Source organism: Pseudonocardia adelaidensis (assembly GCF_039543345.1).
GTDB classification, from domain to species: domain Bacteria; phylum Actinomycetota; class Actinomycetes; order Mycobacteriales; family Pseudonocardiaceae; genus Pseudonocardia; species Pseudonocardia adelaidensis.
Genome location: NZ_BAABJO010000035.1, coordinates 53,619 through 68,035 on the forward strand (window position 1 = coordinate 53,619; position 14,417 = coordinate 68,035).

Consider the following 14,417-nt stretch of genomic DNA (forward strand, 5'->3'; position numbering starts at 1 on the left):
ACGCTGCTTCGTCGCCAGACAGAACCATGGCTCCACAGTGCTGTTCAGGCGAGGCTTGCGAGTGGGTCGGCCCTCGTCAGGGCGGCATCGTCCTCGGCGAACGTGCGCGCCCTTCCCGGTCCCGTGCTGCGGGTCTCGAACCGGATCGTGACGCGGCCGTGGCCGGCGCCCTGCACCCATCCGTGCCCGTGCTCGGGATGGGCGACGTCGTCTCCCGGGCGCCACGGGCGGTCGGCCGCCGGATCGTCCGCGGGCTGCGCGGGCTCGGCCGCCTCGACGGGTACGGGAGCGGGCTCGGCGGCGGGCTCGAAGAGCGCGGGCGGGGGATCGTCGGTGAGCCCGGCGAGGGAGACGCCGATCAGGCGCACGCCGCCCTCCGGCACGGCGGCGCGCGCGAGCCGCTGCGCGACGGCGGTGAGCGCGCCGAGGTCGGTGCTCGCGATCGCGGCCGTCTCCGACCGGCTGGAGGTGGTGAAGTCGGCGCTGCGCACCTTCACGGTGACGGTGCGCGCCGCCCGCCCGGACGCGACCAGCCTCCGGTGGGCGGCCTCGGCCATTCGCGCCACGGCGTCGTGCACCGCGGCCATCGCGGTGAGGTCGGTGTCGAACGTGGTCTCGGCGCTGACCTGCTTGGCGGCGCCGCGCGGCGCGACCGGCCGGTCGTCGATGCCGCGGGCGAGCCGGTGCAGCTCGGTGCCGATGGCGCTGCCGAGCAGGCCGTGGACCTCGCGCAGGTCCATCGCGGCGAGCTCGCCGATCGTGCGCACACCGAGCTTGTGCAGCCCGGCCTCGGCCACCGGCCCGACGCCCCACAGCGAGCGGACGGGCAGCGGCGCGAGCACCTCCCGCTCCTCCTCGGGCGCGACGACACGCAGGCCGTCGGGTTTCGCGAGCTCCGAGGCGATCTTCGCGAGCTGCTTGCCCGACCCCGCGCCGACCGACGCCGGCAGCCCGGTGGCCGCACGGACGTCGGCCCGCAGCCGGACGCCGAACCGCTCGACGTCGGCCGCCGACGCCCCGGCCAGCGCGGGCGGTTCGAGGAAGGCCTCGTCGATCGACACCGGCTCCAGCACCGGCGAGGCGTCGGCGAGCACGGCCATGACGCGCGCGCTCAGCTCCTTGTACAGCGCGAACCGCGCCGGCAGCACCACCGCGTGCGGGCAGAGCCTGCGCGCCTGGCCCATCGGCATGGCCGACCGCGCGCCGAACACCCTGGCCTGGTAGCTGGCACCGGCCACCACCGCCCGTGGCCCGAGGCCGCCGACCAGCACGGGCCGCTCGCGCAGCGTGGGGCGCGTGAGCTGTTCGGACGCGGCGAAGAACGCATCCATGTCCAGGTGCAGGACCCAGCGTGCGCCCACCTGACCCATTCTTCCTGGACGGACCGACGGTCCCCGCCGTACCGTGCTGGAAACGTGGCCACCGCAGAGATCAGCCCGAAGACCGACAGCGTCGAGATCACCAGCGTCGAGATCACCAGCGCCGCGGAACTGGAAGCGCTCGTCGGCGCCCCCCTCAAGGCGGTCGCGGAGAAGGTCCGCCCGTCGCTCGACGCGATCGACCGGTTGTGGCTCGAGCATTCACCGCTCTGCCTGGTCGGCACCGGTGACGCGGAGGGCAACCTCGACGTCTCGCCGAAGGGCGACCCCGCCGGGCAGCTCGCCCACGTGATCGACGACCGGACGCTCGCGATCCCGGACCGCCCCGGCAACCGCCGGGTCGACGGCTACCACAACATCCTCGCCAACCCGCACGTCGGCCTGCTCTTCCTCGTCCCCGGGCGCAGCGACACGCTGCGGGTGAACGGGCGGGCGCGGATCCTGCGCGACGCCCCCTACTTCGACGAGATGGTGGTGAAGGGGCACCGGCCGCTCCTCGCGCTGGAGGTCGCGATCGACGAGGTCTTCTACCACTGCGCGAAGGCGTTCATGCGGTCGAAGCTGTGGCAGCCGGAGACGTGGGACCACGAGGCGATCCCGTCGACGGCGCGCATCTCGAGGGCCCTCGTGAACAAGGACGCCCCGCTCGAGGAGCTCGAGAGGTACTACGGGCCCGCATACGCGGAGAAGCTCTACCGCGCCTGACCGGCGAGCAGCGCGTCCCCGCGCTCCTCGACGATCGCCGGGCGCTCGCCGGTGCCGGCGACGGCGGCGTGGTACCCGGAGGCCGGGCACAGGTCGGCGAGCCACAGCGGGTCGCGCGGCGCGTCCTCCCCGGTCCAGTCGAGCACGCCCGACGGCCCGAGCGTGATCGCCGACATCGGCGTGGCCAGGCCGGTGCCCACCGCCTTGAGCAGCGCCTCCTTGCGCGTCCAGAGGGTGAAGAAGGCCTGCGCGTCGGGCGCGGTCTCCCGCGGCGAGCAGACGTGGGCGGACATCGCGGGCAGGTCGGTGAGCTCACGGGCCTGCTCGACGTCGAGGCCGACGTCGCCGCCGGGGTGCACGGCGACGCCGACGAGGTCGCCCGCGTGCGTGAGGGAGAACCCGGGGCCGCCCGGGAGCACGGGCTTGCCGTGCTGCGCGCCGCAGCGGCAGGTGCGGTCGAACACCAGCGCGGCCGCCGCCGTGCCGACGGCGTCGGCGAGCACCAGCCGCACCAGCGCGTGCGCGGCGAGGTAACGGGCCCGGTCGGCGGCGCGGCGGAAGCGGTCGAGCCGGTCGCGTTCGTGGCCGTCCAGCAGCGCGACCAGCCCCGGTGCGACCTCGGGCGGCAGCGGGGCGGCCCACCACACGGCGGTCACGGACGCGGCTCGGTCAGGGCTTCCGGGCGACGCCGGCGTACGCGTCGATCGGCTCGGCCCGGCTGACGTCGAGGTCGTCAGGGCGCCACTGGGTGAGCGGCACGAGCCCGGGTTCGACCAGCTCGGTGCCCGCGAACCACCCGCGGACCTCCTCGACCGTGCGCAGCTGGTACGGCGATCCGAGCTCGGCCTGCGCCTGGACGCCGCGGATGACGGCCTCGCTCGTGCTGGTGCCCTCCCAGAGCGCCAGGTAGCTGCCGGACGGGACCGCCTCCACCACCCGGGAGATGATCGAGCGGGCGACGTCGTAGTCGGGGACGTAGCCGAACACGCCCATGAACATCACCGCGATGGGCCAGGAGAAGTCGAGGATCTCCCGTGCCTGCTCGAGGATGCGATCCGGTTCGTGGTAGTCGGCGTCGATGTACTTCGTGACGCCCTCGGGGGTGGTGTTGACCAGCAGCGCCCGGGCGTGCGCGAGCACGAGCGGGTCGTTGTCGACGTAGACGATGCGGGCGTCGGGTGCCACCGACTGGGCCACCTCGTGCGTGTTCTGCATCGTGGGCAGGCCGGTGCCGACGTCGAGGAACTGGCGGATCCCGGCCTCGCCCGCCAGGTAGCGCACGGCGCGGTTGAGGAACCGGCGGGACGTGAACGCCATGTCCACGATCTCCGGGAACGTCGCACTCACCGCGTCGGCGATCTCCCGGTCGGCGGCGTAGTTGTCCTTGCCGCCCAGCCAGTAGTTCCAGATCCGTGCCCCGTGGGGGATGTCGGGACGGATTTCCGGGAGTGGTTCCTGGCTCACGTTCGCGACGGTAGCGCACGGGTCGCGGGCGTGATCATCCGATGGTGACCGCATTACCTCCGAGGTGATCGACCGGGCCACCTCTCCGGGGCGAGGCTCCTTGCTGTCAGAAGACGACAGGGAGGAACCACCATGACCACCACGACCCCCACCGCCACCGCCACCGTCGTGCAGCGTTACCTGGCCGCGTGGAACGCGAGCGACCCCGCCGAGCGGCGGGCGGCGATCGAGGCGGTGTTCGCCCCCGGCGCGCGCTACGTCGACCCGCTCGCGGATGTCACCGGCGCCGAGGCGATCGACGGCCTCATCGCGGGCGTCCAGGAGCAGTTCCCCGGCATGGTGTTCGGCCCCGTCGGCGACGTCGACGCCCACCACGACGTCTGCCGGTTCCGGTGGGGCCTCGGCCCGGATGGGGCCGAGCCGCTGGTGATCGGCTTCGACGTCGCGACGGTGGCTCCGGACGGCCGCATCACGGGTGTGCAGGGCTTCCTGGACAAGGTGCCGGCGGGCGCCTGACCGGGCCGTCCTCGGTTAGCGTCGGTACATCGGCGGTCCGACGAGAGAGGACGGTGCCAGGAGATGACGCGTCGGGTGAACGGCGAGCTGTTGCTGGTCGGGAGTCTGCCCGCGGACTCGACCGATTCGGCGTTCCGGGCAGGCGCGCAGCTGTTCGGGGACCTGGTCTTCGCGCTCCCGGACGGGGAGACCGGGCCCCGGGCCGCCTGGGTCGGGTACGAGAGGGAGCGTCTCGTGCGTCCGAACCCCGATGTCGTCGTGGTCGAGGAGACCGCATCGCCCACCGGGATCCCGCGGCACGCGTACGAGACCCCGGTCTTCGCGGTGCGGGAGGGCGTCCAGGAGCTGCACTGGGACACCTGGCCGCGCATCGACGACGCCATCGCCTCCTACGGGGTGTTCCGGGAGCTGCGCGAGCAGGGCGTGATCCCGCCGCGGCTGCGGTTCCAGGTCGGGCTGCCGTTCCCGGCGAGCGCGCTCAACGCGTTCAAGGCGGACTTCGCGCGCGACTACCCGATCGCCGAGCGGGCGTTCGAGGACCTCGTGGCCCGCGAGCTCGTACGGCTCACGGAGGCGATCCCGCCCGGGGACCTCGCGATCCAGTGGGACATGGCCTACGAGACGCAGGACGTCCACCGGGTGCTCGCGTGGACGCCGGAGGGTGCGTGGGAACGCTTCGCGCGGCCGGTGCGCGATCTGACGCACCTGATCCCGGACGAGGTGCTGGTCGGGTACCACCTCTGCCTGGGCACGTTCCCGGACTGGCCGATGTACGAGCCGCACGACCTCGGCCTCCTGGTCCGGATGGCCAACTACGCCGTGGCGGAGTCGGGCCGGTCCGTGGACTGGCTGCACATCGCCGGGCCCCGGTACCTGCGCAGCGAGGACCGGCGCTTCTTCCGGCCGCTCGCCGACCTCGAGCCGCGCGATGCCCGGGTGTTCCTGGGCATCGTGCTGCCGCTCGACGGCGCGCCGGGGCTCGGCAGGCGGCACGCCACCGCGTCCCGGTACCTGGACGACTTCGGGGTTGCGATGTACTGCGGCTTCGGCCGCCAGCCGGGACGGGACGGCCAGGAGACCATGCGGGAGCACGCCGACACCGTCCGCGCCCTGCTCGCGGGCGGGGGCCGGGCCTGACAGCCGCCGTGCTCGGGCACGGTGAACGGGGGCGGCAGGCGCTCAGGTCCGGCCCGCCCGGTGCGGCCGGCGGGAGCGCACCACGGCCAGGCCGCCGAGCAGCGTGCCGATGAGCCCCAGCGCCACGGCCGCGACGGCCCCGGCCAGCCCGTTCCCGGTGCCCAGGCCACCGGCGGCGTTGGCGCCGTGCAGCCCGCCGACGACCACGCCGACCAGCCCCAGTGCCGTGGCCACGACGGCCCCGGTCCGGTGGCCGCGGCGCAGGGCCACCCCGGCGAGGACCACGCTGATCAGCCCGGCCACGGCGGCCGCGGTGGGCACCGTTCGCCCGACGCCGAGCTCGTATGCGGCAAGCAGGTACTGGGTGGGCATCGAGGATCCCTTCGGTCGGTGCCGCGCGGTGTCGGCCGCGGCGTCGGGAGTCGATGGTGGGGACCCGGCGGAGCCGGCGCGTCGGGCTGAGGTGGTGTTTCCCGACTGATGCCGGGGACGTACGGTCAGCCGCCGGTGGCAGCCGGTGTCGACCAGGTGTTGCAGCGCCGGGGTACCGCGCAGGGGCGATGCGCCGCCGTCGCCGGTCGGCGCACCATGGTCCCCTTGCAGCGGGTGAGGGGCGGAGGCTGATCGGCATCATGCGGGTGGCCGTGGGCCGAGGCGGATCGCCGGCCGTGTTCGACGCGTGCCTCGGCGCCTGCGTGGCGGCCGGGGTCCTCGCCGCCGCGGTCGCCCAGGTCGGCCCGGGAGTGGTGGAGGGCGCCCGTCCGGTGGACGCCGGAGCGGTCGCACTGGCCGCTGTGACCGCGGCCGCGCTCGCCGTGCGTCGCCGCTACCCGCTGGCGGCGCTGGTCGCGCTCGACCTCGTCTCCCTGGTCTGGTTCGCCTGCGCCTACCCCGGGCGGCTGATCGTGCTGGCGCCGCTGATCGGCTGCTACACCCTCGCGGCGCTGAAGGGCTGGCGGTGGGGTGTCGCGGGCGCCGCGCCCACGGCGCTGATCGAGATCATCGCGATCCGGGTGGTGCTCGGAGACACCGAGACCGCGGGCGTGGTCCCCATCGTCGTGCTGCTGGCGGCCACGGCGGGCAGCGCAGGTGCGGCCGTCGGCTACCATCGGGCGGTGCTCGCGGCCACGCGGGCCCGGCTGGCCCGGGAGATCCGCAGTCGCGAGGAGCGGGCTCGCCTGCTCGCCGCCGAGGAGCGGCTGCGCATCGCGCGCGAGCTGCACGACGTCGTCGGGCACGCAATGGCGACCATCAGCGTGCAGGCCGGGGTCGGTCTGCACGTGCTCGGGCAACGCCCCGGGCAGGCGCGCGAGGCTCTGACCGCGATCAAGCGGATCTCCGACGACGGCCTCACCGATGTCAAGACCATCCTGGGCATCCTGCGCGCGGACGGCCCGGCGGGGGAGGAACCGCGCGCCCCGCGCAGCGGGCTCGACCGGCTCGCCGACCTGATCGGAACGGCCGAGGCGGGTGGCCTGCGGGTGGAGCTGGACGTCGCGGGCGACGCGCGGCCGCTGCCGGCCCCGGTCGACCTTGCCGCCTACCGGATCATCCAGGAGGCGCTGACCAACGTGCTGCGCCACGCCGGGGCGCACACCGTCCGGATGACGCTGGAGCACGGGCCGTCCCGGCTGCTGATCCGGATCCGCGACGACGGGGCCACCACCGCCGCGGACGTCCGGGGCGGGCACGGCATCGACGGGATGCGCGAGCGTGCCCTCGCGCTGTCCGGCCGGCTCACCGCCGCCCCGCACCCCGACGGTGGCTTCGAGGTGTGCGCCGTGCTGCCGCTCCGTCCCGGTGACGGGGTACCGCCATGATGTCCGCGTGAGCCCGAGTCACCCGACGACCGAGCCCATCCGCGTGCTGATCGCCGACGACGAGGCGCTCGTGCGGGGCGGCTTCCGGGTGCTCATCGAGACCGAGCCCGGCATGGTCGTGGTCGGTGAGGCCGCCGACGGCGCCGCCGCGGTGGACCTGACCCGCGAGACCCGCCCGGACGTGGTGCTGATGGACATCAGGATGCCCGTCGTCGACGGGCTGCGCGCAACCCGCGAGATCGCCGCCGACCCCGACCTCGCGGGCGTCCACGTGCTCATCCTCACCACCTTCGACCACGACGAGTACGTCATCGAGGCGCTGGGCGCCGGAGCAGCGGGCTTCCTGATCAAGAACACCGAGCCCGGTCAGCTGCTGCACGGCATCCGGGTCGTCGCGGGCGGCGAGGCACTCCTGTCGCCCGGCCTGACCCGCCGGTTGATCGCCCGGCTCACCGACGCCGCGGTCCCGCGGCTGAACCCGCTCGCCCTGGACCAGCTCACCACCCGGGAGAAGGAGGTCGTCGCGCTCGTCGCGCACGGGCTGAGCAACTCCGACATCGCCACGGCCCTCACGATCAGCCACGCCACCGCGAAGACCCACGTCAGCCGGGCGATGGCCAAGCTGGGTGCCCGTGACCGGGCTCAGCTGGTCGCCATCGCCTACCGGCACCGCCTCGTCGAACCGCCCGGCTGGGCCTGACCGCGGCGGTCCCGAAGTCGTCGGCACGCGCCGCGCCGGTCGTCACGGGGTGCCGAACCCGGCGTCCTCCAGCGTCTTCTTCCCGAACTCGCCGGTCACGAGCTCGACGAAGGACCGGGCGAGCTCGGGCTCGCGCCCCCCGGTCAGCGCCGTGATCGGGTAGTTGTTGACGGCCGTGTCGGCCTCGGGGAACTCGACGCCCTCCACCGAGCCGCCGGCCGAGCGCACGTCGGTGACGTAGACCAGCCCGGCGTCGGCGTTGCCGGTGGACACCTTGCCGAGCACCGACTTCACGTCGGACTCCTCGCTCACCGGGGACAGCGTCACACCGGTCGCCCTCTCGATCTTCTCCGTGGCCGAGCCGCAGGGCACCTGCGGCGCGCACACCACCACCGTGACGTCCGGGCGGGCGAGGTCGGCGAACGACGCCACCCCCTTCGGGTTGCCGGGTGGGGTCACGATCTGCAGGACGTTCGTGGCGAACAGGGTGGGCCCGCCCGCGGCCTGGCCCGCGTCGGTGACCGTCTTCATCGTGGACTCGTTCGCCGCCGCGAACACGTCCGCCGGGGCGCCGTTCACGATCTGCTGGGCGAGGTCCGATGAGCCCGCGAAGTTCAGGCGCACCTCCACGCCGGGGTGGTCGGTCTCGAACTTCGCCTTCAGCGCGGTGAACGCGTCGGTCAGCGACGCCGCCGCGAACACGTTCAGCGCCCGTGCCTCCGGCGGTGCCGCGCCCCCGGCCGGTTCACCGCCACCACCACACCCGGCCAGCAGCGCCACCACCACGGCGGCGAGCACAACGTGCAGTCGGGTCCTCACCATCAGCCTCCTCACGACACCACCTGGCCCAAGGAGAGGTGGTGACTCCGCGTTCGCGGCGAAGCGAACGCGATCTTTCCGCATCTGCATATCGTGCGCGCCCATCGTCACGCAATCGCAAACCGGCCAGAGGGCGGTGCGACGGTGATGTCCGCGACAGGACGAAGATGTGGTTCATGACCTACGTCGCCGACCCCGCGCGGTACGACCCCGACGGCTCCGGACGCCCGGCCTTCCGCCGGTGCGGCCGCAGCGGGCTGGACCTGCCCGCGATCTCGCTCGGGCTGTGGCACAACTTCGGCGACGACAAGCCGATCGAGACGCAGCGGGCGATCCTGCGCCGCGCCTTCGACTCGGGTGTCACGCACTTCGACCTCGCCAACAACTACGGGCCGCCCTACGGCAGCGCCGAGAAGAACTTCGGCACGATCTTCGCGCAGGACTTCCGCCCCTACCGGGACGAGCTGATCCTCTCGACGAAGGCCGGCTACGACATGTGGCCCGGCCCGTACGGCCAGGGCGGCGGCTCCCGGAAGTACCTGCTCGCGAGCCTCGACCAGTCGCTCGCCCGGATGGGCGTCGACTACGTCGACATCTTCTACAGCCACCGCTTCGACCCGAGCACCCCGCTCGAGGAGACGATGGGGGCGCTCGACGCGGCCGTCCGCTCCGGTAAGGCGCTCTACGCCGGCATCTCCTCCTACAGCGGCGAGCGCACCCGCGAGGCCGCGGCGATCCTGCGGGAGCTGGGCACCCCACTGCTGATCCACCAGCCCTCGTACTCGATGCTCAACCGGTGGGTCGAGGAGGACCTGCTCGACGTCCTCGGCGAGACCGGTGTGGGGTGCATCGCCTTCTCCCCGCTCGCGCAGGGCATGCTCACCAGCAAGTACCTCGACGGCGTTCCGGCCGGCTCCCGCGCGACACAGGGCAAGTCGCTCTCGCCCGACCTGATCACCGACGAGGCCATCGGCCACATCCGCGCGTTGGACGAGATCGCGCGGTCCCGCGGCCAGTCGCTCGCCCAGATGGCGATCGCATGGACGCTGCGCGACCCGCGCGTGACGTCGGCGCTGATCGGCGCCAGCAGCGTCTCCCAGCTCGACGACAGCCTCGGCGCGCTCGCGAACCCCGAGTTCAGCCCGGCGGAGCTGGCGGCGATCGACGAGCACGCCGTGGACGGCCGCATCAACCTCTGGGCCCGGTCGGCCGAACGCTGACGCCGCTGCATCAACGTTCGCGCGGCGCATTCCGCGGAACGGAATGCAGCGCGGCCGCCTGCGAGGAGTGCGCGGACCTGGTCGGCGACGTCTTCCGGTACGGCGGCGGCCGGGAGCTCGCGTTGAGCCACCCGGTGCAGCGGCACCTGCGCAACCCGACCGCGGCCGCGCAGCACGTCGACGTCCATCGACCAGAACGACGAGCTGGCGGGCGGCGCCAGGCTCGCGGTGTCCGGGTGGGTCGGGCTCAGGTCGTGCTGGGCCGGTCGGCCGGCTGGAACAGCTCGATCAGGTTGCCGTCCGGGTCGGCGAGCAGGATCTGGCGGCCGCCGGGGCCGCTGATGAGGTCGCTGCGGAAGCGCAGGCCGGCGTCGCGGAGCGGGGCGACCGTGGAGTCCAGATCGTCGACGACGAGGTGGATGCGGTTTCGGCCGGCCGTCGCGGTGTCGGCGGGGGTGGCGCGGGCACCGGAGCTGGCGGGGCCGGACAGCAACAGCCGCAGGCGGCCGCGGGTCACGTCGGCGAAGGCCGGTGCCGCACTGGTGTTCACCTCGAAGCCGAGGTGGGTGGTGTAGAAGTCGATCGCTTTCTGCACGTCCTGGACGATGTAGCGGACGCTCACGTATTCGTCGGTCACGGCGGATCCTCCTGGCGGTGGGTGGCGGCGAGGACGGGTAGCAGGTGTCTGACGCGGACGTCGACGTCGGCTGCCGTGCGCCGGAATGCGGGGTAGGTGGCGTCGTCGGTGCCCTCGGCCGTCGCCGGGTCCGGGATGCTCCAGTGCGTTCGCCGGGGGTTGTCGGGGAACTCCGGGCAGGCCTCGCGAGCGCGGTCGCACAGGGTGATGACGTGGTCGAACCGCCGTCCGGCCAGTGTGTCGAGGTGGCGGGGGCGGAGGCCGCAGGTGTCGATGCCGAACGACTCGCGCAGTACGCGGACGGTGTTGGGGTGCAGCGCCGGCTTCGGCCGCGTCCCGGCGCTCGCGACGGTCACAGCGCCGCTGGTGCGTCGGCGCAGGAGGGCCTCGGCGATGGGTGAGCGGCTGCCGTTGCCGGTGCACACGAACAACACGGCGACCGATCCGGCGGATGGACTCGCAGGCGGTGCATCGGGCGGGCCGGCGTGTCTGCGCAGCGCCGGGTGCAGCGCAGCGCCGCTGTCGGCGAACGCCTCCGCGCAGCGGTCCAGGTCCAGGTGGTAGTAGCTGTCGCGGCCGTCGTAGCTGCTGCGGGTTGCGCTGACCAGCCCGGCGTTCCGCAGCAGCCTCAGGTGGTAGGAGACCAGGTTCTGGGGCTGGTCGATCCGGGCGACGAGTTCGCGGACCCGCTGGTCGCCGTCGGCGAGCGCCGACAGGAGCTGCCACCGCAGCGGGTGGGCGGCCAGCCGGAGGAACGCCGGCGGCGCCGTATCGACGGACCGCACCTCTGCCATAGCCGGACATTACATCAATCTGCTTTGATGCATCAAGGCGGTTTGATGGATGGTGTCCGGGTCGACGCCTGGTCGAGCTCGGCGGCGAGAGCGGGAGTGGCGATGACTGGTGAGCCCGCGCTGGTGCGGCGGCTCGGGACGTCCGACGCGGTGGTGATCGGGCTCGGCTCGATGATCGGCGCCGGCGTGTTCTCCGTGTTCGCGACGGCTGCGGCAGCCGCCGGCGCCGGCCTACTGGTCGGGTTGGTGATCGCCGCCGTCGTGGCCTACTGCAATGCGACCGCGTCGGCGCAGCTGGCCGCGCAGTACCCGGCCTCCGGCGGGACGTACGTGTACGGGCGTGAGCGGCTCGGCGCGTGGCCCGGATTCCTGGCCGGCTGGGGCTTCGTGATCGGCAAGACCGCGAGCTGCGCGGCGATGGCGTTGACCTTCGCCGCCTACGCGGTCCCGCCGTCCTGGCAGCGGCCCGTAGCGGTGGCCGCGGTGCTCACGCTGGCCGCGGTGAACTACTTCGGCGTGACCCGGACCGCCCGGTTGACCCGGGTGGCGGTCGCGGTCGTGCTGCTCGCACTGGCGGTGGCGGTCGCCGCCGGGCTGCTCGGGGGGCACCCCGACCCGGGGCGCCTCGTCGGCGGACCGGGATCAGCCGGGGTCTACGGGGTACTGCAGTCGGCCGGGCTGCTGTTCTTCGCCTTCGCCGGCTACGCGCGGATCGCGACGATGGGCGAGGAGGTGCGCGATCCCGAGCGGACGATCCCACGGGCGATCGTGCTCGCCCTCGGTATCGCGGTGGTGGTCTACGCGGTGGTCGCGGTGACCGCTCTGCTCACGCTGGGTCCCGGTCGGCTGGCTGGGTCGAGTGCCCCGCTCGTCGACGTCGTCGCCGGGGCGGGTGGCAGCTGGGCGGCTCCGGTCGTGCGGGTGGGCGGGGCCGCGGCTGCGCTCGGGGCGCTGCTGGCGCTGATCGCGGGCATCGGACGCACCACCCTGGCCATGGCCCGAGAAGGCGACCTGCCGCGCTGGCTGGCCGCGGTGCACCCGCGGTTCCGCGTGCCGCACCGCGCGGAGGTCGTGCTCGCGGTGGTCGTGTCCGCGCTCGTGCTCACGCTCGACCTGCGCGGCGCGATCGGGTTCTCCTCGTTCGGAGTGCTGTTCTACTACCTCGTCGCCAACGTCGCGGCATTCACCCAGGGCCCAGGTCGGCGACGATTCCCGCGCTGGCTCCAGGTGCTCGGCGCGATGGGCTGCGTGCTGCTGGCGGTCACGCTGCCCTGGCAGGCGGTGGCCGTCGGCACCGGTGTGTTCGTGCTCGGCATCGCGTACCGCGGACTGCGGTTGACCGCCTCGCGCCGTCGAGCCGCGATCGGTTGAAGCTCGCTGCACCGGCACCCCGGCGGACTTCTCCCGGCCCGGTCAGCTGCTCCCTGTGCCGTGACGATCGAGCAGCAGGACGCGAGCGTGCCTCAGCGCGTGCTGCCCGGACCCCCGCGCGCGGTACCGCCGGTCCCGTGGACGCGACGCCTGCGGTCTGGCGATCATGAATCCCTAGCCGCCTGCTGGTGTTGAGACTTTCCTTCCCTTGTTCAAGGCGGCGCCTGCGGCGCCGCGGCCGGGACTGTGGCGGATGCCGGGCGCCTTGCGGCGCCGGGGCGTGCGGCCTCCGGCCGGTCCCCGTCGCCGCGCGCCCGGCGGGAACAGCGGACCCGGCCGCGGCACCGCGAATAGCAGTGCGCCGCTCGTGCGGGGAAGAACAAGAGCATGTCCTCGCCGGACGGGCAGGTCTCTGGGATGCCGGGCGGAGTGCGAGCGCGGGGGAGTAGTGGGTGGTTGCGGGGTGCGGCATCCCGGAGACCTCCACAAGGGCTATCACGCCGCGGACGGAGGGCAAGCCCGGCATCGTGGCCGGGGGCAGGGCCGACTCCGTCGGACACCTGTAGGTGCTCGCTCTCCGCGCGGATGTTGCCTTCCATCCGCGGCGTGATCGGGGCTACGCCAGGTCGACGGGATGCCGCACGAGCCCCGGCGCGCGAGCGGCGCTGGTTTCGTCAGTCGTTCCCGGGATCGGAGAGCGACATCCCGATGATCAACAGCCTCGCCGAACCGCACGCGCCGCAGTTGCCACTGGTTCGATGCATGGATGTCCAACGAACCAGCCTGGCCACCCGACGACGTGCTGATCGAGCTTGGGCGGATCGCTTGGGCAGCGATGGAACTCGAAGGCCTGGTCAAGAGCGTCGCCCAGGCAGTTGTCGGCGCGGGGGAGGAGGTCACCGAAGCGGACGCCGGTAAGCAGGCGAGGGCTGCAGGGACGGTCCTTGACGCATGGCCGCAGTCCGAGGCCCGCGATGCTGGCCGGCGGTGGCTCATTGCAGCGCAGGATGCATTGCTCGGTAGACACTCGATCCTGCACGCCACGATCGTCAAGATGGCTGTTCGGACCGCGGGCGGTGGTTGGGAGATCAACCCAGCGTTGTGGTTGCATCACGTGCCGCCGAAGGGACGAGCGCACGAGCCTGTGCAGCTGGTGGTGTCTGAACTGCGGGCGATGCGAGAGATCCTCGTCGAGGCGCGCCAAGGCTGGACCGAGGTGATCGTCGCCCTCTCGACACTGAGGGAGGAGCGTTGGGCGGCCGGTCAGATCGACCGTTCGTACCTGACGAAGCGGAACCGGTACGGATGACCGCCTCGCGTCGCGTGTGCGACGACGGGATGCAGCCCTTCGTCCGCGGCGTGATCGGGCTACGTCAGGTCGACGGGATGCCACACCGAGCCCCTCTCTCGCTCGGCGGACGACGCGGGACCCGTCGGGGCGCCTGTGGGCCCCGCCGTGCTCCGTCTATCCGGTTGTCGTTCGGACGAACGTGAGGCGCACAAATCGCCACGCTATGGGCAGCCCGCATACTCCGGCCACTCCCGCTGCGGCAACTCTTCCACCCTGATCACTACCAACGATTCCGGTTTCGACTGGAGCAGTGTCAAGCTGAAGTATGCGTCACCGTTGACGGTCTCTCCCCACAAAACAACTCGCTCGCCAATATCAATAAACTCTGGCGTGCATGTCCTCTTCTTTGTGGTAATCGTAAGTACCGCATAGTTGGCATATACAGACTGAACCCCGACGAGTACGGACCCGTCAAAGAACTCTCCTGCGCTACTTCGAAGTATCTCCTGCTCTTGAGGTGGCCTTGGAGGGGGTAGCGTTTGGGTGGTCGTCGACGTTGCGCTG

The 14,417-nt window shown here is 72.7% G+C and carries 15 protein-coding genes and 1 pseudogene; 9 read left to right on the plus strand and 7 right to left on the minus strand.

The window, feature by feature from the left end; translation table 11 throughout:
* Nucleotides 1-44: 44 nt before the first annotated feature.
* Nucleotides 45-1,361 (minus strand): DNA polymerase IV, encoded by a 1,317-nt coding sequence (locus ABEA81_RS34045; protein WP_345610915.1) that lies wholly within the window; start codon nt 1,359-1,361, stop codon nt 45-47.
* A 54-nt stretch (nt 1,362-1,415) separates the two neighbouring features.
* Here ABEA81_RS34045 and ABEA81_RS34050 point away from each other — a divergent pair, with 54 nt between their 5' ends.
* Nucleotides 1,416-2,084, plus strand: a complete 669-nt coding sequence (locus tag ABEA81_RS34050) for a pyridoxamine 5'-phosphate oxidase family protein (RefSeq protein WP_345610917.1) — start codon at nt 1,416-1,418, stop codon at nt 2,082-2,084.
* Here the strand turns inward: ABEA81_RS34050 and ABEA81_RS34055 are convergent.
* Together ABEA81_RS34055 and ABEA81_RS34060 are read right to left on the minus strand one after the other, a co-directional pair.
* A complete protein-coding gene (locus tag ABEA81_RS34055; protein WP_345610918.1) occupies nt 2,072-2,740 on the minus strand; it encodes a 4'-phosphopantetheinyl transferase family protein in 669 nt (222 codons plus the stop codon). The genes ABEA81_RS34050 and ABEA81_RS34055 overlap by 13 nt on opposite strands.
* A 13-nt stretch (nt 2,741-2,753) precedes the next feature.
* Complete coding sequence (locus ABEA81_RS34060; RefSeq protein ID WP_345610919.1) at nt 2,754-3,548, minus strand: SAM-dependent methyltransferase; 795 nt, start codon at nt 3,546-3,548, stop codon at nt 2,754-2,756.
* A gap of 132 nt (nt 3,549-3,680) precedes the next feature.
* Here ABEA81_RS34060 and ABEA81_RS34065 point away from each other — a divergent pair, with 132 nt between their 5' ends.
* On the plus strand, nt 3,681-4,064 hold the full coding sequence (locus tag ABEA81_RS34065; protein WP_345610921.1) for a nuclear transport factor 2 family protein: 384 nt from the start codon (nt 3,681-3,683) through the stop codon (nt 4,062-4,064).
* Nucleotides 4,065-4,127: 63 nt separating this feature from the next.
* Nucleotides 4,128-5,201, plus strand: coding sequence for a hypothetical protein (locus ABEA81_RS34070; RefSeq protein WP_345610922.1), 1,074 nt, complete (start codon nt 4,128-4,130; stop codon nt 5,199-5,201).
* Between the two features lie 42 nt (nt 5,202-5,243).
* Here ABEA81_RS34070 and ABEA81_RS34075 read toward each other — a convergent pair whose 3' ends face one another.
* Nucleotides 5,244-5,573: a DUF6223 family protein gene (locus ABEA81_RS34075; protein ID WP_345610924.1), complete on the minus strand. Its 330-nt coding sequence runs from the start codon at nt 5,571-5,573 to the stop codon at nt 5,244-5,246.
* 272 nt (nt 5,574-5,845) lie between these two features.
* Between ABEA81_RS34075 and ABEA81_RS34080 the strand changes: the two genes are divergently transcribed.
* Together ABEA81_RS34080 and ABEA81_RS34085 are read left to right on the plus strand one after the other, a co-directional pair.
* Nucleotides 5,846-7,021: a sensor histidine kinase gene (locus ABEA81_RS34080; RefSeq protein ID WP_345610926.1), complete on the plus strand. Its 1,176-nt coding sequence runs from the start codon at nt 5,846-5,848 to the stop codon at nt 7,019-7,021.
* A 7-nt stretch (nt 7,022-7,028) separates the two neighbouring features.
* Nucleotides 7,029-7,721 (plus strand): response regulator transcription factor, encoded by a 693-nt coding sequence (locus ABEA81_RS34085; protein WP_345610927.1) that lies wholly within the window; start codon nt 7,029-7,031, stop codon nt 7,719-7,721.
* 42 nt (nt 7,722-7,763) lie between these two features.
* Here the strand turns inward: ABEA81_RS34085 and modA are convergent, their stop codons facing one another.
* Nucleotides 7,764-8,543: a molybdate ABC transporter substrate-binding protein gene (gene modA, locus ABEA81_RS34090; RefSeq protein WP_345610928.1), complete on the minus strand. Its 780-nt coding sequence runs from the start codon at nt 8,541-8,543 to the stop codon at nt 7,764-7,766.
* 173 nt (nt 8,544-8,716) lie between these two features.
* Here modA and mgrA point away from each other — a divergent pair, with 173 nt between their 5' ends.
* Together mgrA and ABEA81_RS42820 are read left to right on the plus strand one after the other, a co-directional pair.
* Complete coding sequence (gene mgrA, locus ABEA81_RS34095; RefSeq protein WP_345610930.1) at nt 8,717-9,760, plus strand: L-glyceraldehyde 3-phosphate reductase; 1,044 nt, start codon at nt 8,717-8,719, stop codon at nt 9,758-9,760.
* Nucleotides 9,761-9,765: 5 nt separating this feature from the next.
* Nucleotides 9,766-9,930, plus strand: a pseudogene (locus tag ABEA81_RS42820) (hypothetical protein); the annotation flags it as partial.
* A 77-nt stretch (nt 9,931-10,007) separates the two neighbouring features.
* Here ABEA81_RS42820 and ABEA81_RS34100 read toward each other — a convergent pair.
* A complete protein-coding gene (locus tag ABEA81_RS34100) occupies nt 10,008-10,397 on the minus strand; it encodes a VOC family protein (RefSeq protein ID WP_345610932.1) in 390 nt (129 codons plus the stop codon).
* Complete coding sequence (locus ABEA81_RS34105; protein WP_345610933.1) at nt 10,394-11,191, minus strand: arsenate reductase/protein-tyrosine-phosphatase family protein; 798 nt, start codon at nt 11,189-11,191, stop codon at nt 10,394-10,396. Before ABEA81_RS34105 ends, ABEA81_RS34100 begins: the two co-directional genes overlap by 4 nt.
* 102 nt (nt 11,192-11,293) lie before the next feature.
* Between ABEA81_RS34105 and ABEA81_RS34110 the strand changes: the two genes are divergently transcribed.
* Both ABEA81_RS34110 and ABEA81_RS34115 read left to right on the plus strand, forming a co-directional pair.
* Entirely contained in the window at nt 11,294-12,562 is a 1,269-nt protein-coding gene (locus ABEA81_RS34110; RefSeq protein ID WP_345610934.1) for an APC family permease, read from the plus strand.
* 766 nt (nt 12,563-13,328) lie between these two features.
* Nucleotides 13,329-13,871 carry a hypothetical protein gene (locus ABEA81_RS34115; protein WP_345610936.1) on the plus strand — a complete coding sequence of 181 codons (543 nt, stop codon included), beginning with the start codon at nt 13,329-13,331 and terminating at the stop codon, nt 13,869-13,871.
* The last annotated feature ends 546 nt before the right edge of the window (nt 13,872-14,417 follow it).